General features: G+C 38.9%; 21 protein-coding genes. 16 read left to right on the top strand and 5 right to left on the bottom strand.

Features of this window, described 5'->3' with window-relative positions; translation table 11 throughout:
• The first annotated feature begins 306 nt into the window (after positions 1 to 306).
• The gene (fdhA, locus tag MHI16_RS12215) at positions 307 to 1,521 is read left to right on the top strand and encodes a formaldehyde dehydrogenase, glutathione-independent (RefSeq protein ID WP_058014590.1); all 1,215 of its coding nucleotides are present in this window, start codon (positions 307 to 309) and stop codon (positions 1,519 to 1,521) included.
• 194 nt (positions 1,522 to 1,715) lie between these two features.
• On the opposite strand, the gene MHI16_RS12210 is transcribed toward fdhA, so the two are convergent.
• The gene (locus tag MHI16_RS12210; RefSeq protein WP_058014591.1) at positions 1,716 to 2,609 is read right to left on the bottom strand and encodes a LysR family transcriptional regulator; all 894 of its coding nucleotides are present in this window, start codon (positions 2,607 to 2,609) and stop codon (positions 1,716 to 1,718) included.
• 146 nt (positions 2,610 to 2,755) lie between these two features.
• On the opposite strand from MHI16_RS12210, the gene MHI16_RS12205 reads away from it, so the two are divergent.
• The 6 genes from MHI16_RS12205 (at position 2,756) to MHI16_RS12180 (ending at position 9,912) form a co-directional block, all read left to right on the top strand.
• Entirely contained in the window at positions 2,756 to 4,204 is a 1,449-nt protein-coding gene (locus tag MHI16_RS12205) for an alanine/glycine:cation symporter family protein (RefSeq protein WP_268466218.1), read from the top strand.
• Complete coding sequence (locus MHI16_RS12200) at positions 4,204 to 5,367, top strand: iron-containing alcohol dehydrogenase (protein WP_268466215.1); 1,164 nt, start codon at positions 4,204 to 4,206, stop codon at positions 5,365 to 5,367. Before MHI16_RS12205 ends, MHI16_RS12200 begins: the two co-directional genes overlap by 1 nt.
• A gap of 133 nt (positions 5,368 to 5,500) precedes the next feature.
• The gene (locus MHI16_RS12195) at positions 5,501 to 6,250 is read left to right on the top strand and encodes an SDR family oxidoreductase (protein ID WP_058014593.1); all 750 of its coding nucleotides are present in this window, start codon (positions 5,501 to 5,503) and stop codon (positions 6,248 to 6,250) included.
• A gap of 371 nt (positions 6,251 to 6,621) precedes the next feature.
• Positions 6,622 to 7,842: an MFS transporter gene (locus tag MHI16_RS12190; protein WP_268466210.1), complete on the top strand. Its 1,221-nt coding sequence runs from the start codon at positions 6,622 to 6,624 to the stop codon at positions 7,840 to 7,842.
• Positions 7,843 to 7,912: 70 nt separating this feature from the next.
• On the top strand, positions 7,913 to 8,953 hold the full coding sequence (locus MHI16_RS12185; protein ID WP_058014595.1) for a 2,3-butanediol dehydrogenase: 1,041 nt from the start codon (positions 7,913 to 7,915) through the stop codon (positions 8,951 to 8,953).
• A gap of 128 nt (positions 8,954 to 9,081) precedes the next feature.
• Complete coding sequence (locus MHI16_RS12180; RefSeq protein ID WP_061408709.1) at positions 9,082 to 9,912, top strand: manganese catalase family protein; 831 nt, start codon at positions 9,082 to 9,084, stop codon at positions 9,910 to 9,912.
• Between the two features lie 36 nt (positions 9,913 to 9,948).
• Here the strand turns inward: MHI16_RS12180 and MHI16_RS12175 are convergent, their stop codons facing one another.
• The 4 genes from MHI16_RS12175 to MHI16_RS12160 are packed head-to-tail and all read right to left on the bottom strand — an operon-like array spanning position 9,949 to position 13,015.
• Entirely contained in the window at positions 9,949 to 10,662 is a 714-nt protein-coding gene (locus MHI16_RS12175; RefSeq protein ID WP_144462682.1) for an amino acid ABC transporter permease, read from the bottom strand.
• Positions 10,663 to 10,674: 12 nt separating this feature from the next.
• Positions 10,675 to 11,373, bottom strand: coding sequence for an amino acid ABC transporter permease (locus MHI16_RS12170; protein ID WP_061408703.1), 699 nt, complete (start codon positions 11,371 to 11,373; stop codon positions 10,675 to 10,677).
• Positions 11,370 to 12,230 carry an amino acid ABC transporter substrate-binding protein gene (locus tag MHI16_RS12165; RefSeq protein WP_061408701.1) on the bottom strand — a complete coding sequence of 287 codons (861 nt, stop codon included), beginning with the start codon at positions 12,228 to 12,230 and terminating at the stop codon, positions 11,370 to 11,372. Before MHI16_RS12165 ends, MHI16_RS12170 begins: the two co-directional genes overlap by 4 nt.
• Complete coding sequence (locus MHI16_RS12160) at positions 12,227 to 13,015, bottom strand: amino acid ABC transporter ATP-binding protein (protein ID WP_081106457.1); 789 nt, start codon at positions 13,013 to 13,015, stop codon at positions 12,227 to 12,229. The genes MHI16_RS12165 and MHI16_RS12160 overlap by 4 nt, the downstream gene beginning before the upstream one ends.
• 120 nt (positions 13,016 to 13,135) lie before the next feature.
• Here MHI16_RS12160 and MHI16_RS12155 point away from each other — a divergent pair, with 120 nt between their 5' ends.
• From MHI16_RS12155 to MHI16_RS12115, 9 genes are all read left to right on the top strand, one after another.
• Positions 13,136 to 14,299 carry an acyl-CoA dehydrogenase family protein gene (locus MHI16_RS12155; protein ID WP_061408698.1) on the top strand — a complete coding sequence of 388 codons (1,164 nt, stop codon included), beginning with the start codon at positions 13,136 to 13,138 and terminating at the stop codon, positions 14,297 to 14,299.
• A 126-nt stretch (positions 14,300 to 14,425) separates the two neighbouring features.
• Positions 14,426 to 15,214, top strand: a complete 789-nt coding sequence (gene blaBPU / locus MHI16_RS12150; RefSeq protein WP_061410251.1) for a BPU family class D beta-lactamase — start codon at positions 14,426 to 14,428, stop codon at positions 15,212 to 15,214.
• 168 nt (positions 15,215 to 15,382) lie between these two features.
• Positions 15,383 to 22,387, top strand: a complete 7,005-nt coding sequence (locus MHI16_RS12145; protein WP_342497975.1) for a DNRLRE domain-containing protein — start codon at positions 15,383 to 15,385, stop codon at positions 22,385 to 22,387.
• Between the two features lie 12 nt (positions 22,388 to 22,399).
• On the top strand, positions 22,400 to 23,248 hold the full coding sequence (locus MHI16_RS12140; RefSeq protein ID WP_180310472.1) for a hypothetical protein: 849 nt from the start codon (positions 22,400 to 22,402) through the stop codon (positions 23,246 to 23,248).
• Positions 23,249 to 23,332: 84 nt separating this feature from the next.
• The gene (locus MHI16_RS12135) at positions 23,333 to 23,539 is read left to right on the top strand and encodes a hypothetical protein (protein WP_268466186.1); all 207 of its coding nucleotides are present in this window, start codon (positions 23,333 to 23,335) and stop codon (positions 23,537 to 23,539) included.
• 108 nt (positions 23,540 to 23,647) lie between these two features.
• Complete coding sequence (locus tag MHI16_RS12130; protein WP_268466183.1) at positions 23,648 to 24,304, top strand: hypothetical protein; 657 nt, start codon at positions 23,648 to 23,650, stop codon at positions 24,302 to 24,304.
• 51 nt (positions 24,305 to 24,355) lie between these two features.
• Positions 24,356 to 25,114, top strand: coding sequence for a hypothetical protein (locus tag MHI16_RS12125; protein WP_342497974.1), 759 nt, complete (start codon positions 24,356 to 24,358; stop codon positions 25,112 to 25,114).
• Positions 25,115 to 25,161: 47 nt separating this feature from the next.
• Complete coding sequence (locus tag MHI16_RS12120; RefSeq protein WP_268466179.1) at positions 25,162 to 25,404, top strand: DNA-binding protein; 243 nt, start codon at positions 25,162 to 25,164, stop codon at positions 25,402 to 25,404.
• Between the two features lie 71 nt (positions 25,405 to 25,475).
• The gene (locus MHI16_RS12115; RefSeq protein ID WP_326848462.1) at positions 25,476 to 25,853 is read left to right on the top strand and encodes a DUF2750 domain-containing protein; all 378 of its coding nucleotides are present in this window, start codon (positions 25,476 to 25,478) and stop codon (positions 25,851 to 25,853) included.
• The last annotated feature ends 17 nt before the right edge of the window (positions 25,854 to 25,870 follow it).

The following is a 25,870-nucleotide window of genomic DNA, read 5'->3' as shown; positions in this document are numbered from 1 at the left end:
ATAAAAAAAGTCTCTTCACCGAAGAGACTTTTGTATATGATGTAGGCGCCAGCCAGGTGTGTAAGGAATGATAGTATATATAAGGAATTTGTTTGTCGATTAAGGATACCTGTCTGGCTTATTCCTTATATCGACATCGTTCTTCAAAAGTTTAGCTTTTTTTTCAATATTTTCTTTTTTATTTGACTGGAAAATACATTTTTCTCTTTTTTTTAATCAATTGTGCCATTTGAAGCAGGGAATTGCTTCAGAAGTAGAGAAAATTGTAGAGACTTCATTTTTAAACAAAAAGGGAGGAATGAAAAAATGTCGGGAAACAAAGGTGTCGTTTATAAAGGAGCAGGAAATGTAGCAGTTGAGGATATTGGATACCCTGATTTGATTTTAAGAGATGGCCCGGGTGTACCGAAAGCCAATGTGGGGCGCAAATGTGAGCATGGCGTCATTTTAAAAGTAGTGACGACGAATATTTGCGGAAGTGACCAGCACATGGTGAGAGGTCGTACGACTGCGCCTGCAGGACTCGTCCTTGGTCATGAAATTACAGGTGAAGTCGTTGAGGTAGGACGAGATGTGGAGTTTATTCAAAAAGGAGACCTTGTGTCCGTTCCCTTTAATATTGCTTGTGGACGATGCGTCATGTGTAAGGAACAAAAAACCCATGTGTGCTTAAATGTAAACCCGGACCGTCCCGGCTCTGCCTATGGGTATGTTGATATGGGTGGATGGGTTGGCGGCCAATCCGAGTACGTCATGGTACCATATGCAGATTTTCAGCTGCTGAAATTTCCAGACAAAGATCAAGCGATGGAAAAAATACTTGATCTGACGATGCTTTCCGATATTTTCCCGACAGGTTTTCACGGTGCGTATTCTGCTGGAGTAAAGCCTGGTTCAACTGTATATATTGCCGGTGCAGGGCCAGTAGGTCTTGCCGCAGCGCATTCCGCTCAGCTTCTTGGCGCTTCTACGGTCATTGTCGGTGATTTGAATGAACAAAGGCTGGAGCAGGCCAGAAGCTTTGGCTGCGAGACGATCAATTTACGAAAACATGATCGAATCGGAGAACAAATCACCAATATCTTAGGAGAGCCAGAAGTAGACTGTGCCGTCGATTGTGTCGGCTTTGAAGCTTCAGGTCATGGAGATCAAGGAGAAGCACCTGCAACCGTTTTAAATACAATTATGGATATTACCAAAGTTGGTGGTAAACTTGGAATCCCAGGGCTTTACGTCACAGAAGACCCAGGTGCAGTGGATGCTGATGCAAAAGTTGGATCACTGAAAGTGCGAATTGGACTCGGCTGGGCAAAAGCCCATACCTTTGTGACAGGCCAAACTCCTGTTATGCAATATCACCGCAGCCTAATGAAATCCATTTTAAGCGGACGAGCACAAATCGCCAAAGCAGTGAATGCAACCGTCATTAACCTTGATCAAGCCCCTCAAGGATACAGTGACTTTGATTCAGGTGTAGCGAAGAAATTTGTCATTGATCCGCATGGGATGATTTCTAAATAATGATTCAATGTAAAAAAATCGAAAAAACTTACGGGAGAGTATATCCTGTAAGTTTTTTTGTGTAAATAGTCTTTTAAGATTCAGAGGTTTCCATTCTAAATATAAGAAAGCTTTGTTTAGTTATTTAGAATGATCAATTTCTTCAGTAAGTGTTATAACAGTCCTTCTTTTATTTAATCTAGAGTTGATCCCTGCTAGCCGTTCATGAGTATATAATCCTCTGTTAAATCAACAAATGCCTTTAAAGCAGGGGACATCCATTTGTTTTTATGCCAAAATAGTTGAATTTTCGTTGAGAAACAAGGTTCCATCCAATTGATTTTGATGATATTGCCTTCTGAAATTTCTCTTTTCACAGAAATTTCAGGAAGTACAGCGATTCCTAAGCCTGCCATTACACATTTTTTTATGGCTTCTACATCTGCTAATTCTAGTTTACTTCGCGGTTTTGCTCCCGCCTGTGTTAATGAATGTTCAAAGGCGTAGCGATAATCACAGTCTTCCGTTAACAACAATCTTTGCTCGTTCAAATCAATTGGATATACTTTTTGTTTTTTGCTCAAAGGATTTGTTGGGCAGCATACAATGGCCATCGGTTCATCTTTTAATTCTTTTACAAGTAAATGCGAGGATACTACAGGATTCATGGATAATAAGGCGACATCAATTTGTCCTTCTAGTAATAGATTTAAAACATCTTTTTCCGCTATTCCTGGGCGGAAGATCAGTTCGACTTTTGGATACTTTGTTTGAAAGTCCGTTAAAATGTGAGGAAGCCGGTAGGTGCATTGTGTTTCAGATGCACATATTCTCAAAATGCCGCTTGGCTCATTCATCCCGCCAACAGCCTCTAATGCTTCCCCTGTTAAACCTAAAATTTTATCCGTATATTGTTGAAATTGTTTTCCAGCTTCTGTTAAGATCACCCTTTTTCCAAGCCTTTCAAATAGAGGGGTTCCTAGCTCTTCTTCCAATGCCACAATATTTGCTGTGATGCTAGATTGAGCATAACCAAGCATTTGTGCAGTTTTTGTAAAGTTTAATACTTTTGATGCTGTTTGGAACATCATTAGTTGTTTGATCTCCAACTTCAAGCCTCCCTACCTCTCTAAATCGGATGAGCCGATTGATATCATCAGAAAACCTCTATAGATTGATCATAACATTTTTAATATCATAAAAGTAAGCGCTTGCAAGTTGTGTTATTTCAAATATTCAGATTCACAAAGGGGAAATGGCTTTGTTTGAAGTAATTGTCAATTCAGTGAATGACTTTTTATGGACATATATTTTAGTGGTTATGTTATTAGGCATAGGAATCTTCTTTACGGTGAGAATGAAATTCATGCAAATTGTTTTACTAAAAGAGGTCTTTCGTTCTATTTTTGAAAAAGCTTCCAAAACAAAAGAGAATAGGAATGAAATTTCCTCTATGCAAGCTTTTTTTATTGGAGCTGCTACAAGAATTGGTACTGGAAATATGGCAGGCGTTGCGATTGCTATCACTGTTGGTGGTCCTGGAGCTATTTTCTGGATGTGGTTTGCAGCCGTTTTAGGAGGAGCCTCTGCATTTGTCGAAAGTACACTGGCTCAAATTTATAAGGTGAGAACAAATGACGGATTTAAAGGAGGTCCTGGTTACTATATTCAAAAGCAATTCGGATTGAAATGGCCAAGCAGGATTTTTGCTTTTTCTGTCATTCTTAGTTTCGGCTTAATTTTTAATGCAGTACAAACGAATACAATTACAAATGCCTTTCAGTATTCATTTGGTATAAGTCCGATTGGCATGGGTCTATTTGTCACCATTTTAACGGCTTTCATCATTTTTGGTGGAGTCAAGCGAATTGCTAACGTCACTCAAATCGTTGTTCCAGTGATGTCAGTGTTTTATATTATCTTAGCATTCTATGTGATTGTCACAAATATCACTGATGTACCCGCAGCATTAGCAAGTATTATGAAAAGTGCGTTTGGATTAGAGCAAATCGTTGGAGGCGGGATTGGTGCTGCGATAATGAACGGTGTCAAACGTGGGCTTTTTTCAAATGAAGCAGGAATGGGAAGTGCCCCAAACGCCGCTGCTGCCGCTAATGTTTCGCATCCAGTAAAACAAGGATTTGTTCAATTATTAGGTGTGTTTTTTGACACATTAGTTGTGTGCAGCTGTACAGCCTTTATTATTATGCTATCGACAGTAGAAACAACGGGTGAATTATCTGGTATCGAAATTACCCAAGCTGCGATGGCACAGCATTTTGGATCTTGGGCGAGTATCTTTTTAGCATTTGCTATATTTACTTTTGCTTTTAGTTCTATTGTAGGTGGCTACTATTATGGTGAAGCCAATATCGGTTTTATTCATAACAGTGCAACAGCGTTATTGGTGTACCGAATCATGGTATTAATGATGATGATGTTTGGCGCTGTTGCCAACTTACAAATCGTTTGGACTTTGGCGGATTTGTCAATGGCCATCATGGCAATCGTCAATTTGATTGCAATAGCTATCCTAGGAAAATATGCTTTTGCCGCTTTGGATGATTACATGCAACAAAGGCTGTTAGGCAAAAATCCTGTCTTTTATGCATCTAGCATTCCAGGTTTAAAAGAAATAGAGTGGTGGGGAGCAGAAAAACAAACGGCTCACTCAACAAATTTACATGAAGGAGTAGAAAAATGATGATGAATTTTGATTATCATTGCCAAACAAACATAATGATGGGGATTGGTCAGTCAAAAGAAATTGGATCTATAGTAGAGGATCTTGTACTCACGGGTGCCACAGTGATGATTGTGACAGATTCTGGTGTGAGAAACGCAGGGCTAGTTCAGCCTATTGAAGTGTATTTGCAGGAAGCCGGTTATTCTGTTTTTATATTTGATCAAGTATCTCCAAACCCTAGAGATAATGAATGTCTAGCTGGTGCAGAGCTCTTTAGAAAAGAACAAGCATCAGCGGTCATTGCGATTGGTGGCGGAAGTCCAATGGATACAGCGAAAGCGATTGCTTTATTAGGGCCAAATGGCGGCATTCCTGAAGATTATATATCAGGGAAGAAGGCGTATGCTAATCTATCTCCATTAATTTGTATCCCAACAACGGCTGGTACTGGTTCTGAGGTGACCCGATCATCTGTCATTACGTTCGCTGCTTCCCATAAAAAAATCACATTAAAACATGCCTTGCTTCGGCCAACCATTGCGATTTTAGATCCGGCTCTTACATTGACGGTGCCAAAAAGCATAACAGCCGCAACAGGTGTAGATGCATTGGTACATGCTATTGAAGGCTATTCATGTAAAGTAACAAACCCAATTTCGAAAGCAATGGGTGCAAGTGCAATGAAGACAATTGTGAAATACTTACCCAAGGCATACGAAAATGAATCTGATCTAGAAGCGAGATATAAAATGCAGGAAGGTAGTTTACTAGCCGGCTTATGCTTCGGTTCAGCCGATGTCGCAGCCGTTCATTGCTTAGCAGAAGCACTTGGCAGTCTTTATGATACACCTCATGGTATCGCAAACGCGGTATTTTTGCCTTATGTCATGCAATTCAATGCAGTTGAAAACAAGGTACTGCACGCAGAGCTTTCCAAAATAATGAGCTTTGCAGATAAAACGGATTCAGATGATGTGGCGATTCAAAAATTAATTGATGGCATGTATACTTTCACAAAAAATTTAGGTATTCCAGCACTAAAAGATCTATCTTATGTAAAAGAAGAGGATTTTGAAAAAATGGCTGAATTAGCAGAACAAAACGGCTCTACATCAAGCAATGTTCGTACTGTTACGAAAGCCGACTACTTAGACATTTTAAAGGCTGCTTTTGATCAATGAATTCCAAAGAAACACCCTCCTATGACACGATCACTTGGAGGGTGTTCTTTTATGTTTCATGTGGCTAGGTATCGCTTATATAAGAGTGGTATGATAGACGACAACATCTGATAGAGAAAGGATTGGATAAACGATGAACTTTCACAATAAAACGGTCGTCATCACAGGCGCAGCCAATGGAATTGGTGAAATGATCGCATGGGGCTATGCAAAAGAAGGAGCGCGAGTGGTGCTTGCAGATATAGATGAAGAGAAGGGGAAGCGCTTGGAGGAAGAGCTGAAAAAAGAATCGTTAGAAGCTTATTTTAAGAAAACAGATGTGACGCAAGATAAGGATATTCAACACTTAATGTCGTTTGCGGCGGAGCGCTGTAAAACGATTGATATTCTCATTAATAATGCTGGTGTCATGTGCACAGTATCGCCTTATGAATTAACGGTCGATGATTGGGATCGTGTGTTACAGACGAACCTAAGAGGAACTTTTTTATGTGCAAGAGAAGCAGCACGTTATATAAAAGAGAATCCAAAAGGCGGTTCTATTGTGAACATTTCATCCACCCGAGCGACCATGTCAGAGCCAAATACAGAAGCATATGCTGCATCAAAAGGCGGAATATCGGCGCTGACTCATGCCTTAGCGGCTTCTTTTAGTCCGGATCATATCACGGTGAATAGCATTTCACCTGGATGGATTGAAACGAAAGATGAGGAGAATCTTCGAGAGATTGACCACAAGCAGCATCTTTCCAATCGAGTGGGCACGCCAAAGGATATTGTGAAGGCTTGCTTTTATTTAACCGATGAGGAGAATCAATTTGTGACCGGCACAGATTTAGTCGTTGATGGCGGCATGACCAGAAAGATGATCTATGCTGATTAACTCGAAAAAAACATTGACGCTTTGATCAAGGCGCAGTACAATATGTAACAATTCAGCTGAAGATCATGATGAAATAAAGACATGGCGCTCATAGAGAAGAGTACATCATGAGCCGTCCCGCACAGAGAACTCCGTGAAGCTGAGAAGGAGCCGGGCAGCATGATGGAACCAAACCTCTTAGCTCTGCACCGGATTCCTTCGGATGGTGGTGCAGCGACATTCTCCCGTTACAGAGATGGGTTCATGATGACCTGCTAAGGTTCATCTGGCAACAGATGAATAAACTGAGGTGGCAACGCGGAGTAAATCCCGTCCTCAAGACAGAAATGTCTTGGGGGCGGGATTTTTTATGACAAATAGGGGGAAAAGTGATGAAAAAACATTGGCGGGATATGAGTTTGCTCCTTGGAGCTATCGGAATTGCGAACATAGGAGAATGGATTTATATGATTGCTCTCCATCTGCTCATTTTTCAAGAAACGGGCTCTGTGCTGGCTGTAACAGCTGTCTATATGCTGAGACCAGCTGCGGCTCTTTTGACAAACAGCTGGTCTGGTAGTTTGATTGACAGGCTGAATCAGCGGAAAGTGATGATCAGCTTAGATATCAGCCGGGCTATCTTGATCGCATGTATACCCTTTGCGTTATGTTCAGGACATCTGCTTACCCTGTATGTAATGGTGTTCCTCATTCAAATGGCACAAGCGATGTTTCATCCAGCTTCGATGGTCTATATGACAGCATTGATCCCAGCAGATAACCGAAAAAGGTTTAATGCCATTCGCTCATTATTACAATCGGGTGGATTTTTACTTGGACCCGCTGCAGCAGGTCTGCTTTTTTTAATAGGTACACCTGTTTTTTCCATTTATATAAATGCGATCTGCCTGTTGGTATCTGCTCTGTTCACGATGTGTTTACCGAATTTGTTCAAACAAGATGCTGTCCAAAATGGTTTTACCTTTTCAATGTTAAAAGAGGATGCGAAGCTTGTTCTTCGGTTTAGTTTGACATCACGCCAAATGATGGCGGTGTATTTATTATTTAGTGCCGCTATCACGGTACTTCCTACTGCCATTGACTCTCTTGAAACAGCCTTTGCAAAAGAAGTGCTGCTGCTAACTGATACACAATATGGTCTTCTTGTTAGTATAGCAGGGGCAGGCATTATCGCAGGCGCAAGTCTCAATTCGGTCATTGTGGAGAAGCTGCCTGTTTCGATCATGCTCGGGATTGGCAGTTTGTTTGTGGCATGTGGCTATCTCATTTATGCTTTTTCCAGCACATTGTTTGCAGCCGCTGTTGGATTTTTTATACTAGCATTCTTTTTAGCATTTGCGAACACAGGTTTTATGACTTTCTATCAAACGAATATCCCGGTAGAGGTGATGGGGAGGGTAGCCAGTTTTTATGCTTTGGTTGAAGCCATTCTGACGATCATGCTGACAGGGGTCTCTGGTGGACTTGCACATGTTTTATCAATCCGAACCTCCGTTGTCATCGGGTGTCTATGTATGGTTCTTGTCTGTTTAGTGCTATGTTTTGTCATCTTTCGTCCATTGAATGTCAAAAAGATAGTGCATCTTACTTAGAAAATTAAAAAAATTATGTTATGATTATTTAAGTAAGTTAATGAAATTGATGAGAAAAGGAGTCTTACACATGAAAGCACTACGCTGGCACGATCAAAAGGACATTCGACTAGAGGAAATTGATGAACCAAAAGTTGCTCCAGGAAAAGTGAAACTTAAAGTGAAATGGTGCGGCATTTGTGGTAGTGATTTACATGAATATCTAGGAGGACCTATCTTCATTCCAGTGAATGAACCTCATCCACTGACAAAAGAAAAAGCCCCTATTACACTGGGACATGAATTTTCTGGTGAGGTTGTTGAAGTAGGAGAAGACGTCAGCAATTACAAAGTAGGCGACCGAGTGGTTGTTGAGCCTATTTTTGCAACTCATGGACACCAAGGTGCTTACAACTTAGATGAAAACATGGGCTTTTTAGGACTTGCCGGAGGCGGCGGTGGATTCTCTGAATATGTATCTGTCGATGAAGAATTACTTCATTTATTACCAGACGAAATTTCATATGAGCAAGGGGCACTTGTAGAGCCTTCAGCAGTTGCTTTATATGCAGTTCGTTCTAGTAAAGTACAAGCTGGTGATACAGCGGCAGTGTTTGGCTGCGGCCCAATTGGCTTGCTTGTTATTGAAGCATTAAAAGCAGCTGGTGCTACTGATATTTACGCAGTAGAATTATCTAAAGAACGCCAAGAAAAAGCGAAAGAGCTTGGAGCGATCATTGTTGATCCTTCTCAATATGAAGATGTGGTTCAAGAAATTGCACGCCGTACAAACGGTGGCGTCGATGTTTCTTTTGAAGTGACAGGTGTACCTGTTGTATTGAAACAAGCAATCCAATCAACTAGAATTTCAGGTGAAACAGTCATTGTGAGTATTTGGGAAAAAGGCGCAGAAATTCTGCCAAATGACATTGTCATTAAAGAACGTACAGTCAAAGGAATTATCGGCTACAGAGACGTATTCCCATCTGTATTAAACTTAATGAGAAAAGGCTATTTCTCTGCTGATACGCTCGTCACAAAGAAAATCAAGTTGGACGATGTGATTGAAGAGGGTTTCCATGCATTAATCAATGAAAAAGATCAAGTGAAAATTCTAGTGAGTGCTGAATAAGTAGGATGATAAAGAGAATGGCAGAGGCCATTCTCTTTTTTTATGCACATGATTGCTCCTTTTCATAAAGAGGCATGCGGTTGAATAGTGATAAATGAAAAGATGTTTTTGATAAGGGAGATGACATCATGTTTTATCACATCAAAGAACTGCAATATGAAGCAAAGCCCTCAAAGCCTGATCCAGTTTATGCAAAAAAATTGCAGGAGGTATTAGGCGGTCAATATGGTGAGATCAGCGTCATGATGCAATATTTATTTCAAGGCTTTAATTGTCGAGCAGATCAAAAATATAGAGATTTATTGTTTGACATAGGGACAGAGGAAATTGGTCATGTGGAAATGCTTGCGACGATGATCGCTCGTTTACTTGATAAAGCACCTGTTAAAGAACAAGAACAGGCGTATGAAAGTGATCCAGCACTTGCAGCTGTTATGGGCGGAATGAATCCTCAGCATGCAATTGTTGCCGGTTTAGGAGCCATGGCAGCGGATAGTCAAGGATATCCGTGGAATGCTAAGTATATCATTGCAAGCGGAAATTTAATGGCTGATTTTAGAGCCAATTTAAATGCAGAATCACAAGGGAGACTTCAGGTCACAAGGCTCTACGAAATGACCGATGATCGAGGCGTGAAGGATATGCTTTCTTTTCTTATTGCTCGAGATACATATCATCAAAATATGTGGATTGCGGCGATTAAAGAATTAGAAGAACGAGAAGGGGATGTCGTCGTACCAACCACCTTCCCGCGCTCACTAGAAAAACAGCAAGTATCCTATGATCTGTTTAACTTCTCAAGAGGGGAAGCAAGTAAGGAAGGCAGATGGGCACATGGCCGAAGCATGGATGGAAAAGGGGAGTTTAGATATATTTCTGCACCAGTCGTGTTTGGTTCTGCACCAAAACTAAAACCCGCACCAAAGGAACTGTTTAACACACTGAAAAAAGGCGAATAAAAAAAGTCGATCAGGATTTGAGCCTGACCGGCTTTTTTAACGTCCGAGAGATCTTCCGTACACACTGACACGTTTCTCTAACAAGGCAAAAGCGAGTTCAAAGAAAATGCTCAGCAGCCAATAGATCATAGCAGAGACGAGATACGTTTCTAAAAACTGATAGCCGTCGTTCGCAATGATTCGGGAAATCCCCATGATTTCAAGTACTCCAATCGTAAACGAAAGAGAGGTGGCTTTTAATAGCTGAATGAGCTGATTGCCTAAGTTCGGCAGGGCTACCACAAATGCCTGCGGCAAAATAATGCGCATCATCGCTTGGCGTGTTGTCATCCCCACAATTTTTGCTGCTTCAAGCTGCCCTTTGTCTACCGCAAGAAGTGCACTCCGAACAACCTCTGTTAAATGGGCAGCTGAATGGAGGCTGAATGTAATAAGAGCAACAGCTAATGGGGAGACCATGTCTTGATGAAAAGTCAGCCCGAATGTACCGCTCATTTTGGTTAGAACAAAAGGAAGTCCATAAAAAAAAGCGAACAACTGAACAATAAGAGGCGTTCCTCTAAAAAAGGAGACATAGAGCGTCACAAGCTGTCTGAGTAAAGGAATGCGGAAGAGACGAATGAAAGCAAAAACAGATCCAATCATCAGACTTACAGCCATGGAAACGAGTGCAATCAATAAGGTAAAAGGAACGCCTTTTAAAATATGAGGTACTTGGTCAATCGCAAATGGAATATCGATGGTTTGCATCAAATCGCCTCCTTAACGTGACAGGCTGGTGCGGCCTTTTACAAATTTCCTTTCAAGCAGCATGGTGATCAGTTCAATACTCATGCAAATAAGCCAATACACAATCGCAATGATCACATACACCTCAAACATACCGATTCCGTAGTTATTTCCCAAAATGATCTTTACCTGTCCCATCATATCAATGAGTCCGATTGTAAAGGCAATTGCTGTGTCTTTCACAAGATCAATGGTGTAATTTCCGAGGTTCGGCAGTGCAATGAGAAAGGCCTGCGGGATAATGATCCTGATCAACGCCTGTGTATCTGTCATCCCAACAATGTAGGCGGCCTCCAGCTGATCCTTCCCGACAGATGAATACGCACTGCGAAAAACTTCAGATAAATAAGCCCCCGTATGTAAAGAAAACGTCATCATCACAAATAACACACGATCCCAGTGATTGATTTGAATCCCTGCCACAAGCAAAAGCTGAGGCAGTCCAAAATAAATCAAGAAAAGCTGAACAATTAAAGGCGTACTCCGTGTAAAAGATAAATAAATAACAGCCAATTGCTTCAGCACTGGGATTTGTTTAATACGAATACATGCAAATAGCAAGCCGATGATGGTGGCAAAAAACAATGACACGATAATCATGAGAAAAGTAAGTGGCAGGCGTTCAATCACCTGTAAAAAAATGCCCAGCCAATCTCCAGCTGTAAACGTCATGACGCTTCCTTCCTTTCTTCATTTTGATCGCCTTGCTCTGAGATGTCATCAATATCTTGAAAGAAATCAACCCCAAACCACTTTTTCGCCAGTTTAGGCAGTGTTCCATCATCAATCATCTCTTGTGTGATCCGGTCCAAATCTTTTGCAAGCTTCTTCTCGCTTGGCTGTAGGACAAGATAGATAGGCTCCTTTGACACAATGCCTCCAACTTTGACCTTTAGATTTAAATGCTTTTGAATGGTATCAAAGGTTGAAATGTTCATAAATGCTGCATCTGACCGTCCACTTTCAACGCGCTTTAAGTTAAGCTCATTTGAAGGGCTCTCAATAGTCGTCAGCGGAATATCCGGATCATGTTCTTTATTATATTGATTTAAAATCGAACGCAAGCCTCCGCTAGGGCTGACAGGAGCCAGCTTTTTAGATGTCATATCATCAAGCGATCGAATCTCCTTGTCTGATTCATTCACAATTAAACCTGTCATCGAATAGCCATACGGAACCTTAGGGTAAAGGAAACGCTTTTCACGTTCAGGATTACTAAAAAACCAATTAGCCGCCATTTCAAACTTCCCTGCGCCTACACCAATTAAATTCGATTCTTCCTCGCCAAAAATGTAATCAAAATGTACGTGAGGAAGCCTCTTTTCCAGTTCATTTAAATAATCAATATTATAGCCAATTGGTTCGTTTCGGTCATTTGTTGCTAAAAAGGGTGGATTGACCTCTGCACTTAGTGCGACTTTTACAATTTTTCTACCATCATCTGTCGTGGTTTTCACACTGCTGCAGCCCATCAGAAAAAGAAATAACAGAAAGACACCGGACATCATGAATGCTGTTCTTTGCTTCATTTGTCTTTCTCCGATTCTTGCCACATGCCGCGATGAATTCTTGATAAAAATTGTTTCGTTCGTTCATGCTGTGGCTTCAATAGGACGTCTTCCGGTGAGCCTTTTTCAACGATTTCGCCATCTGCCATAAAGATCACCGTATCCGCCACGTCCTTTGCAAAAGAAATTTCATGCGTCACAATGACCATTGTCATCCCTTGGCTCGCAATATCTTTGATCATTTCAAGAATTTCTCCTACCATCTCTGGGTCCAGTGCCGACGTAGGTTCATCAAACAAGAGCACTGAAGGATTCATCGCAAGAGCGCGGGCTATGCCAATTCGCTGCTGCTGACCACCAGATAATTCACTCGGAAATGCATCCTTTTTATAAAGCAGTCCAATCCGCGTTAAAAATTGCTCTCCGACCTTTTCTGCTTCTTTTTTAGACATGTTTTGAGACACGATCAATCCTTCTGTAATATTTTCAAGTGCTCGTTTATTCTGAAACAAGTGATAATGCTGAAACACCATGGAAGATTGCTGTCTGAGTTTTAGCAGATCTTTTTTATGATATCGTTCAAATTGAATCGTGGCTTCACCAACTGTCAGCTCTCCTTTGTCTGGAATATCAAGGCTGTTTAAGCTGCGGAGAAGTGTAGTTTTTCCTGATCCGCTCGGTCCAATAATGGCGACCACTTCACCTTCTTGTACGGTGAAATCAATGCCTTTTAACACATGGGTCTGCCCATAAGATTTATGTAGATTAGTAGCTGAAATCATAAAAGCATCACGTTCCTTTGACATATGTACTTAATATTGATAAAATTTAACACATTAAATCCTATAAGTAAAGTGTGTTTTATTTATTCCGATTGGAAAAATCAGATATGATAGATTGTGAGAAACAGAGGAGTTGGATACGTTTTGTCTAAAGCATTATTTGTTGATACAGATTTTCAAAAAACATGGCTCAATCAGCTGGAATCTCTTCGTGAAACGATCGAACAAACGGCAAAAGAACATGATGAAGGCGCTTATTTTCCTGAAAAAAATATTGAATCATTAGTAGAGATGGGCTATACGACGTTGTCTCTTCCTGCTGAATACGGAGGCGGAGGTCAATCTGTGAAGGATATGGTTCTGTTTCAAGAAACGCTCGGCAGTATGGACGGAGCGACTGCCTTATCCATTGGCTGGCACCAAGGGGTTGTAGGCGAAATCTACGAAAAGAAACAATGGAATGAGCAGCAGCTTCAATTCTTTGCGGAAGAAGTGAAAAAGGGCGCCCTTGTCAACCGTGCCGTGAGCGAGGCGCAGACAGGCAGTCCAACAAGAGGCGGGAAGCCTGGGACAACAGCCACTAGATCAGGTAATGAGTGGATCATCAATGGACGTAAAATTTTCACAACGATGTCACCAGCACTTACATACTTTTTAGTCGGCGTATGGATTGAAGAAAAAGAGGCAATGGGCTTCTTCTTAATTCATCGCGAGACAGAAGGTGTTTCAATAGAAGAAACGTGGAATGTTGTGGGGATGAGAGGAACTGAAAGTCATGATTTGATCTTAGATCAGGTGAAGGTTTCAGATGACATGCTTGTTGAGGTGCAAAAAGGGCCGCGCGGTGGTACGCTAAATCCTTGGATTGCACATATTCCATCCTGCTATTTAGGCATTGCGCAAGCAGCAAGAGATTATGCTGTTCAATATGCCATCACCCATTCACCGAACAGCATCAACGGCACAATTAGTGACCTGCCAAATGTCCAAACGCTGATTGGTGAAATCGACTTACTATTAAATCAAGCACGCCACGTCATCTACTCAACGACCACATTGTATGAAAAGCCAGAAAAAAGAGAGCTGTTAATTAATGAATTTGGTGCTGTGAAGCATACCGTCGTTAATCATAGTTTGCAAGTTGTCGATAAAGCTATGCGTTTAGTCGGTGCGAAAAGCTTAAGCCTAGATTGTCCACTGCAGCGTTACTATCGAGATATTCGTGCCGGGCTTCATAACCCGCCAATGGACGATATGACGATATCAAAAATGGCGAAACAGGCCATTCAAGAGAAAAAAGAGAGCTAATATACAGCAAAAAGTCGGATAAAAACCGGCTTTTTTTATTTGAAAGAAAAGAGGACAAGCGTACCTTATGTCCCATCGCTTAAGCATGCTACAATCATGGGAATCATGAGAAAAGGAGCGATTGTTTTGAAGAAAAAGTATATAAAATGGCTGTTTTCTGGCATCATGCTGATGGCACTTTGTATCAGCCAGCCTTCATCAACTGAAGCAAGATCATCAGCGTGGTCAGTAGATGAATTCTTTAAAAATCGGGAAGGCACGTTTGTGATTCAAGAAGTAAAAGAAAAGTCCCCATGGGTGTATAACAAAAAAAGAGCGAAAGAGCGCTTTGCACCTCAATCGACATTTAAGATAGCAAATGCCTTAATCGGACTCCAAACAGGCGCAGTGAGAGATGAATACGACATCAAATATTGGGATGGTGTAAAAAGAGAGATTGACAGCTGGAATAGAGATCATACATTAGGCTCTGGAATGAGAGATTCAGTCGTCTGGTACTATCAAGCCATGGCACGTGACATTGGAGAAGAACGTATGAATCATTGGGTGAAGGCCATTCATTATGGGAACAAAGACATATCTGGCGGAATCGATCAATTTTGGTTAAGCAGTACCCTGCGAATTTCTCCTATCGAACAAGTTCGTTTCCTCAAACAGCTATATGAAGAGACTCTTCCATTTGACCTAAAGAACATGAGAACAGTTAAACGAATGATGGTACAAGAAGAAGAGAAACACGCTACCCTATACGGAAAAACAGGCTTGGAATCAGGTATCGGCTGGTACGTAGGCTTTATCAAACATGAAAATAAAACCTACATTTTCGCCACAAATATCGAAGGCACCGGCATAGAAGCAAAAGACATCACCTATCGCATTTTGAAAAAATATCATTTGATGGAAGCATCCGTTTAGGGTGCTTTTTTATATGCTAAAAAGGGGAAATATTGATAAGTTGATGATATATGGGTTAGTTTGAAAGAATGATATATTTATAGAAATATATTGAAGTATCATTTCAAATGCATTATTATATATGGCGTAATGTTACAAATGTTACAAATATATGATAAGGAGATTAATATGAACCTAAAAAGAAAAGTAAATTGGAAAAGAAATATTGCAGCTCTTCTATCCTTTGTGATGCTTATATCAATGTTACCTTCTGACATTTTTGCAGAAGAACATGTAGAAAATACAAAACCAAGTCATAACAGCTTAGAAACATTCGACAATTCAAAAGTCCTAGAAATGGCAGGAATTGACGAAGATGAAATTGGAAAAGACGGAGAAGTTCTTTCAGAAAGAACAGAAAACAGCAAGCTTTTTTATGAAGGAGAGGGTGTATTTACACAAGAGGTTTATCCTGATCCTATTCATATTAAAGAGGCTCCAGATGCTGAGTGGGAGGACATCTCTCCAGAATTAAAGACGATCTCGAAAAAAGAAATAGAAACAGAAAATGCGAAATTAGAAACTACTTTTCAAAAGCAAATGAAACAAGGACTATATGTGACATTTGAACACAAGAAGCATCAAATTGAATTTTCAATTTTAAAATCTTCAGGGAAAAACAAATCAGAAATCAATTCCAAAGATACCTCTGCACAATTTAAAGAGAACACCAACGAGCTTACATATGAAGAGGTATTTCCAAATATAGATTTACGATCATTCACCTTTAATGAAAACATCAAAGAAGATATTGTACTCAATCAATATGATGGCTACAATTCATTTACATTTAAAATAAAGACAGATCTAACTGGGGAAATTGAGGAAGACGGTTCTATTACATTTTACGATCAGAAAAAACGGACCATTTTTCAAGTCCCGAAACCGTTTATGACTGATTCTAATTTAGATGAAAAGTCAGGTGAAGTGGCTCGCTCAGAAGATGTGAGCTTTAAATTAGAAAAAGAAGACGATGGCTATTTACTTCATGTGACAGCAGATGAAAAATGGCTCAAAGATCCTGAACGAGTTTATCCTGTGTCTATCGATCCTTCGACTTCTTTATCTGTATCAGCAGACACATTTATCATGAGTAAGTACCCAACAACAAATTATTCATCCTCTACGCAAAAATGGGACGCTAAACTTAAAAGTTATGTACTCAAAACAGGTTATTACGATAAAACAACTGGTACAAACTATGCGTTCATGAAGTTTAACTCATTCAAACCGATTCAACATATGAATGTAACGAAAGCGACGCTCAAAACATATGTTGCTCATTCATATTACGGGACGAAAGCTACTGGTCTCTGGCTGGATACAGTGAATGCAAACTATGATCATACAAAACTAACATGGAACAATAAACCAAGCTCAAAAAACATCGGTAAGGCCAATGTATATAAAGGACAATGGGCGAGTTATGATGTGACATCGACAATTAAAGCTTGGAATAGCGGAACAGCTAACTATGGATTTAAATTACATGCAAATGGAAATGGGCAAGACCATTGGAAAAAAATAATCTCATCAACAAACTCAACTAATAAACCAGTCATTGAAGTAACATATACAATTCCACAGGCAAATGCACCGACTGTAAAAGGTTTTAGTAATGGGAATGGTACAGGTTACTTAAATTTAAGTTGGAAAAAGGTGTCTGGCGCAAAAGGCTACAAAGTGTGGCTATACAACGGAAAAGAGTATGAAGCCATTTCAGTTGGAAATGTAGCATCATGGAGTACAAAAGGAAAGAATATATGGCCAACAGCGAGTGAGATAGCAACAAAAAAATATAAACTCCATTTAGATGGAAAAGGTGGCACTGAATTAGCAGTTGATCCTTCTCCAGTTTACAAAAACTCAGGTGGCAATTATGCGACAAGTAAAAATTATTGGGTAGCTGTAAGTGCGATTTTTAACCAAGGTGAAGGCGCAATGTCAGCAAAAGTAAAACCTGTCGTGCCGAATGTTGCTAGAGCAAAAGCACCTAGTACAAAAGGATTCAATAATAATAACGCAACTGGTTACTTTGATCTTTCTTGGAATTCGGTTTCCGGTGCAACCGGTTATAAAATACAAATGTTTAATGGGAAAAGCTATGAGACATTGGATCTTGGGAATCAAACATCATGGTCAACAAAAGGGAAAAAAGTATGGCCGACAGCTGCTGAGATTAAAGCAGGTAAATATGCATTGCACCTCCAAGATGGAAAAGGTGCTGAGCTTCCAATTCATCCAGGTGCGACTTACAAAAATGCTGGAGGAGATGCGGCTCAAAAACATTATTCCTTCAGAGTGATTGCCTACAATAAAGATGGGGAGGCTATTCCTTCACCGCCGGCTGGACCAACTTTACCTGATCTATCTAGACCAAAAGCTTTATCTGGATATGCTTATACCAATACAAAAGAGAGCCAAACGGGTTATATCAATCTACATTGGGATAAGGTGAAAAATGCAAAAGGATATAAAATCAATATCTATAATGGTAAGGCGTATCAAACATTTGATGTGGGTGATGTCGATCATTGGACAACACAAAACAAGAATATTTGGCCAACTCCTGCTGAAATTAAAAGTGGGAAATATGTGCTTCATACAGATAGTAAGGGCGGGGAATTAGCGCTAGACCCATCACCAGTATATGAAAATGCGAATGGAAATTATAAAGGACGTAAGAACTACTCCTTTACCCTTTCTTCCTACGATGCAAATGGAGAAACCATTCCGACACCAGCCTTTAACCCGACATTCCATGAAGGGGCCGAATTCCTTGGAACAGAGGATTACTGGTCGATTATTGATATACCAGACGGTCAGCTTAATGGTGCAACTGGGAATGTCATTGTCAGTGAAGAAGAAATGTCGATTGATGGAAGAGGACCGGGGCTTGGAATTGGTCGAACGTACAACAGTTTAGATGCAGCTGACCACCTGTTTGGTCAAGGGTGGTACGCAGATGTAGAAACGAGTATCACGCCAACAAAAGAAGGTGCCATCTATCTTGATGAAGATGCCACAACTCATGTTTTTACAAAAAAAGCAGATGGTACGTATCAACCACCAACAGGTATTTTTCTTGAATTAACGGAATCAAAAGATGAATACATGTTAAAAACGAAGGATCAAACCTTTGCGCACTTTAGTAAAAATGGTGGGAAGATCACCAAGGTTGTAGATGGACATAAAAATACAACGACATACAAATATAACGAAAACAATCAGCTCACTTCAATGGAAGATGCATCTGGCCGAAAAATATCAATCGATTATGATGAAGATGGTCATATCATTTCGGTTCAAGGACCAAAAGGGAAAAAGCTTTCATATGAGTATGATGCAGGTTTACTAACGAAAGTCATTGATTCAGATGGAACAAGTATCTCATATGAATACGATAAAGAAGGCAGATTGATTAAACAATTCTCTCAAAACAGTACAAAAGATCAGCCTGTTTTTACAGAATATCAATATGAAAATCATCGTTTAGTCAAGGCAATTAATGCAAAAAAAGAAACCTTTGAGTATGCATATGATTTGTCTAAAAAGACACTCATGCTAACGCAGCCAAACGGGCGAAAAATACAGTATACGTATAACGAAGCAGCCAATCCAATTCAAGTTGTAGATGATGCGGAAGGGCTTAAAATCACCACTAAAACGAAATATGAAGGCAACCAAATCGTAGAAGAAACTGACCCAAATGATGTAGAGAAAGGAAAAGCTACAGAAAGCTATTCGTATGACAAAAATGGCAACGTCATTCAGGCGAAAGATGCTTATGGGACAGAAACCTACGAGTATAACAAAAATAATGATGTCACTAAAGTGAAAGATACAGAAGGAGATATTACAGATATCGCCTATGATGGATTAGATGCTGTATCTGAAACGGATCAAAGTGGAAATATGTCTTCAGCAAGTATTTATGACTCGTACGGAAATTTGGTACAAACGAGTAAAGAACTTGCTGCAGGTGCGAGTATATTAAAAAATGGCAGTTTTGAAGATACGCTAACTGGCTGGAAACTTACAGCATCTAAGGATGACGGGAAATTAGCGCAAACAGCTGGGAAAAGTGGTGTGTTATCTGGCGGCCGGTTATTAGAGATCAGTTCACAATCGACAACTGAAGGAACCGAACTTGGCTATTCTTCTGCTACTCAAGAAGTGACACTAGAGCCAAATACGACGTATACACTGAGTGGAAAAATCAAGACAGAGCTAACGAAAGCAAGAGCATTTTTTAACATCGATTTAAGAGATACAAACAACAAACGAATTCAATGGATCAGTAACGGTTACAGTACATTATCAGGAAAAAACGATTGGACAAAACGCCAAGTCACGTTTACGACGCCATCTCATGCAGGCAAAGCTGTGATCTATATGGAAGTGGATCATCGAGATAAGGCTGGAAAAGGAAAAGCCTGGTTCGATGAGATTCAGCTAGAAAAAGGCGAAGTTTCATCAAGTTATAATCCAGTCAAAAATAATTCCTTTACGGATAAAACAACAAGCTGGAGCGGAACAGGTGGTTCATTAGATAATGAAGAAGGCTTTAACGATGACGTTTCGTTAAAAATGACAAGAACCTCTTCAACTCAAGCAAATGCCATCTATAAACAATCTGTACCGATTGAACAAAGTGCGAATGATCAATCTGTATATGTCACATTAACTGGGATGTCTAAGGCTGAAAATGTCAAAGCCTCAAATGAAAATGATTACTCATTTCAAGCGTTCGTTACGTATACAGATGGCACAACAGGAACGTTTAATGCGAAATTCCCAACCGGTACACAGGAGTGGAACCGAGCGGCGGTTGTCATACCAAAAACAAAACCATTGAAAAAAGTCGACGTTCAGATTGTTTTCCAAAAAAGCGCGACTGGAACGGTTTGGTTTGATGATATCCGTCTAGTAGAAGGTAGTCTTTTAACGAGAACCACTTACGACGAAAAAGGGAACTATGCAGTTAAAGAAGAGGATGAGCTTGGTTACTCATCTCAATCTGTCTTCGACGAAACAGGCAAAAAACTTTCTGAAACCGATGCGAAAGGCGAAAAAACAACATTCGAATATGACCAGGCTGACCAGCTGAAGAAAATCACTTTATCTAACGGGACATCCATTGTGAGAACGTATGATAAAGAGGGCAATGAACAGTCGAAAACCATTCGTGCAGAGTCAGATCAGACGTATCAGTTTGAATACGACCTGATGGGCAAATTGACAAAAACCATTGATCCATTAGGGAATGTGTTAAAAAGTGAATATGATGCGAATAGCAACTTAATCAAAACCATTTCTGCTAATGGACATGAAGTGTCTCTCACGTATGATGGAACAGACCGAGTGAAATCCAAGTCATACAATGGGACAGAAAAATATAACTTTAGCTATGATAAAAACGGAAACGAAACAACGGTTGTCAACAAAGAACAAAACACAACTAAAAACAGAACGTTCGACCAACAAAACCGCATCACAAAGTTAACAGAGCGTGGCAGCAGCCAAACTTGGACGTATCCAGCCGATTCAGACAAACTGAAATCCTTTGAGTGGACACACGGAAATCAAAAAGGGACGAACCAATTCAGTTACAATAAGCTTGATCAAATGACGCAGATGAAGGATTCGAATTCTACGTATTCGTTTGATTATGATGAAAATGGAAATGTTCAGTCCTTTATTACAGGTAACGGCAGTGGTGCTAGCTTTGCTTATGATGAGCGCAACTTAATCAATGATTTGCACATTGGAACAAGCCAAGGCACGACGATCTTAAACGAAGCTTACGAATATGATCAAAATGGAAACAGAATAACGGTTGATCAAGGAAGCAACGGGAAGATTCGTTATGAATATGGAAAATTAGATCAATTGATCAAAGAAACTCATCCAGATGGCACGGTTATTGAGTACACATATGATGGGTTTGGAAACAGAAAAACCGTCACGACTGAAAAAAATGGCACTAAAAAAACAATCAACGCATCATTCAACATCATGAACCAACTGACAAAGGTAAATGATGAGACTTTAACTTATGACAAAAATGGCAACCGAACGTCTGACGGACAATTCCTTTATGAATGGGATGCAGAAGATAACATAACGGCCATCAAGAAAAAAGGCGAAGACAAGCCATTTGTCACTTACAAATATGATGAGCGTGGATACAGAATTCAAAAAACAGTGAATGGAAAAGTCACCAATTATTTTTATGACGGCGATAGCCTGAATGTTTTATACGAAACAGATGGAGACAACGAAGTCACAAAAGCATACACATACGGTGAGAGTGGACAACTCCTTGCATTCACGCAAAATGGAAACAAATATTTCTATCACTACAATGCACACGGTGATGTCATTGCCATCACAAATAGTGTAGGAAAAATCGTTGCTGAGTACGAATACGATACATGGGGCGTTCCAACAAAAGTAAAAGAAAATGAAGAAGTAAAAGGAAACCCATATCGCTATGCTGGTTACCGCTTCGACGAAGAAACAGGACTTTACTATCTAATCGCTCGCTACTATGAACCAAAAAATGGCGTATTCCTATCACTTGACCCAGACCCAGGAAGTGATGGAGATTCGCTAGATCAAAACGGATATACCTATGGAAACAACAACCCAGTCATGAATGTAGACCCAGACGGCCATTGGGTATGGTTTGTTGTCAATGCAGGATTTGCGGTATATGATGGATACAAAGCACATAAATCAGGGAAAGATTGGAAAGGTGTGGCGGCTGCAACCGTATCAGGATTTTTGGGTGGTGGAAAATTAAAGGGAGCGAAAAGGGCTTATAATTTTTCGAAAAGCAGTGGGAAACGAAAAGTAAAGAGTGTTGATTGGGACCATATCAAATCAGGTCACTCTGCAAAATCTAAAAAGAAAAATAAGGGGAAATTTAGAAGTAATAAAACATTAAAAAGAACTACACGGGATACCTTGAAGACGGGAAAGGCTAGAGCTGGGAATAAACCTGGCTCAACAGTTTATGAGAAAACTTATAAAAAATATGTTGGTGTCAATGGGAAAGGAAAAAAAACAAAGAGAGTTAGAGTGGTAGTCCAAAAAGATGGTACTTTAAGGACAAGCTTTCCATATTAGGAGTTGAGATTATTGATAAGTAAAATAACTACAGAGAAAGTAATTGATTTTCCTAAAGAAGATCTAATTTATTTTAATGTTGGAAGAGATGAGAAAATATATAAGGTATTTCTTATTGATGATCAACTAATACTTCAAGTAGTCAAGGATCATATTATTATAATGAATAAATCATTAAATGAACTTGATTCTGATAGCTATATTTATTTAATACAAGAAATAAACGATACCATTGTCATTGTGTTTGAACAAGATTATATATGTAAAATAAATTTTTTAGATTTAAAACAAAATAATATGGTAGAAATATGTTCATTTTTACTAGGTGTTAATACATTTCATCTGGATGAAAACGGATTATTATGGATTGGTATGTCAGAAGAGGGGATATTTGATGAATTAAATCCTAAGGGTAAAGGAATTTACTGTATTAACTTAATTATAGGAGAAATGTTATTTGAGGAAGAATTTAAAGGGATAATGTATGAATGCTCTTCAATACAAACTCTAGGTTCAGAACTATACACTAGCTATGAAGAAGAGCAAACAATTGTTATTTCAACTTTTTCTTACGATTTAAACCCTGAAAATCAGTCATGTCAAAAAAAGAAAATGTACCACCTAGATAGAAAAGAATACAGGTACTGTGACCAACTATATGTTTCTGAGAGACAAATCTTGTTATTTAATAATATGGAAAATAAACAGTATGCTTTTAAAATAGTTGACGATGAAACGTTTATTATGAAATTATTTTTAGATGGAATTGACCCCTCACAGTGTGATCCTACTTACAAAGTAGTTGGAGAATATCTTTATATTTTGGTAGAAAATAAGCTATATAGAAGTAAATTAATGTAGTAGTAAGAATGTCATGAATTACTTTTAGTATTAAATTTAAAACCCTCTCTAGGAATTAGGGAGGGTTTTATACTGGAGGAAAAGTTGAAGAAAGTTAAATTAAACACGATTACCAAAACAATCAAAGATATCGAAAAAGAAATAACAAAAATCGCACTGAGTATAGTGAAAGAAAAGCAAAAAGATTTTAGAGAATTAGGATTAACAATCAATGCTGAATTAGGACGATTCGTATATGGAAAAAAATATAGAGGGAGAGAAATTCAAGTTTCAGATTGTTTTACAGCATGATATCCTTCATCCATATATTTTTCAGTAGATATCTTAATGGCGAAGAGTTTCATGAGAAAACCATTCAAAGCTATGATGAATAAAATCTTATTAGGAGGCTTATAAGGAGTGTATTTGAAAAATATACAATTAATGCAAGATTGTGATCGTGGGAACTTAGCCAGCCAATCCCTTTGTATGACTGAAATGTTTTTATACGAATTAGAAAAGAAATTTCAAACGAAAGATTGTGAGGCTATTGTTTTTATATGTGGGTCTTTTGAAGACTATAAATTAATTAGTACTTCAAAAGTTGAGCCTGACCTCTTATTTTTAAGAAATACATACGAGTTGGAAGTACCCTTCAGTTATGGTGGATTTGAAAATGCAACCAATAAGAAAAAAATCTTAGCTGATACTTTGGAAAAAGCGTTGCTATATCTGTGTGAATTAAAAAAATGGGATAGTCAGCTAGTCAAAGCTACATTTAAGAAAATGAAAGAGAAGGAATATAAAGCGGAGATTAAAGGGAAAACAAAACTAAGTCCCGATAAAAAAAAGAAAGCTTACCCACTTATCGAATTAGATTTAAAGCAGTTTACTCTTTATCTTGTAGTTGAAGACAAAAAAAGAAATATCTTAGATAAAAAGTTAATTGCTGAAACCGATACCTACTTAGAAGAAATCTCGTATCATATGCGAGAGCTTAAATGGCTAACGGATAATGAAGTGGTACTTTTCAAACGTGCAAATAAAACAGTTTATACAAGTATACATTTATCGTGATAAATCAAAATGAGAAAATAAAGAACGCAATATATAAGGAGTGTATTCCAAATGGGCTTTTGGGAAGAAGAACATAAGAAAAAGAGCATCATGATCAGTGATGACGGGTTAGATATTTTTGAAGAAGCGATCGAACAATTTTATGAAATGACTGAGGAACATTTAGAGAGAAAGCCAACGATGGATGAGATGCTTTTGACCATCATGACGGTCTTAAATAACGGAGGCAGTCACTATTTTGATGATTTAAATGAGAAAGAAGTAACGGATATTAAAGTAACAACTAAAAAAGCAAAAACTTTATCTAAAATTGAACCAGGCGCTATTATTGAACTCCCATTAAAAGAAGTTGGAAAATTGAGCTATGCTTTGATCATTTCGGGTGAGGGGAAAAATCAATATGATGATATTTTAATCCAATACTATGATTTATTTGTTGATGAAAGAATAGAAAAAAGTGAGTTAAAACAATTGATAAAAAAGGAAAATGGATTATTTGTTGCAAATTCAGGTTTGACAGGTTTTTTAAATGGTTCATGGAAAGTCATCACAAAACTAAAGCAAGATTTTATAATAGAAGAGGATCTTCAAAATATGAAATTCGTGGAATACCGAGATGAAAATTATTACGTAAGCGAGGGAAAAGAAGGTTCCATGGCACCTGTTATGGACTTAGAGATTGCTGATCCAAAAACGGCTAAAATGATATTTAACCCGATTGGTATGTATGGCGAATACACTATTATAAACATTCTTTCATTATATTTTAAAGGAATGTCAATGGAGGATATTATCAAATATGAAATATAGGCAGTTTACAACGAGAAGTGAGTTTTGAGAAAGGAATGGTGTAATGAATGGATGAACCCAAAATGCTAGACTGTTTAAATAAAATAAGACAAGTCTTGAAGGGGATGATCACAAGAGAACAAGTGTCTGATTGGGCTGAAATTTATGTTTCTTCAGACGATCCAGAAATAGAAGATGATCAAGTTTGGGATATGTTGATTCTTTTGAGTGGAATTGATTTGAAAGATTCACCTCATTCTTACTTACATTCTGTTGATGATTTGAATGACTGGATAGAAAAGTACCTCTAGTTCCTATTTATCAGCTTTCTATATATATTCTTATGGTTAAGCCCCAATCTAAAAGGAGTGACGCAATGTCCATGCATCCGAAAGAATTAGAAACCACCGTCCAATTACCTGCGAAAAAGCGTTATGACTACTTCATTAAAAAGATTGTTGATTTTGAAGAGGTTTGGTCATTAAGAAACGAGAAGGGATGGGTGATGTCAGAGGATGAACATCGAATACCGCAGCTTCATTTTTGGCCGACAAAGGAGCATGCCGCTTATTGTGCGATTGAACTATGGGGAAAATCTATGCCAGAAATGATTGATTTAGACGATTTTTTAGAAGAGTGGCTGCCGGGGATGATAGCAGATGGAATCAATCCGTCGATTTTCTACAACCGAAATGATTCGGTTTCAATTGAAATTCCAACATTAAAAGAAGATGTAGAGGAAGAATTAAAAAACTACTAGGTTTACAAGAGTGGAGG

Origin of the sequence: Bacillus sp. FSL K6-0923, assembly GCF_038630825.1 — a bacterium.
Lineage (GTDB): Bacteria > Bacillota > Bacilli > Bacillales > Bacillaceae > Bacillus > Bacillus pumilus.
This window is presented reverse-complemented; position numbering and strand designations above follow the sequence as displayed.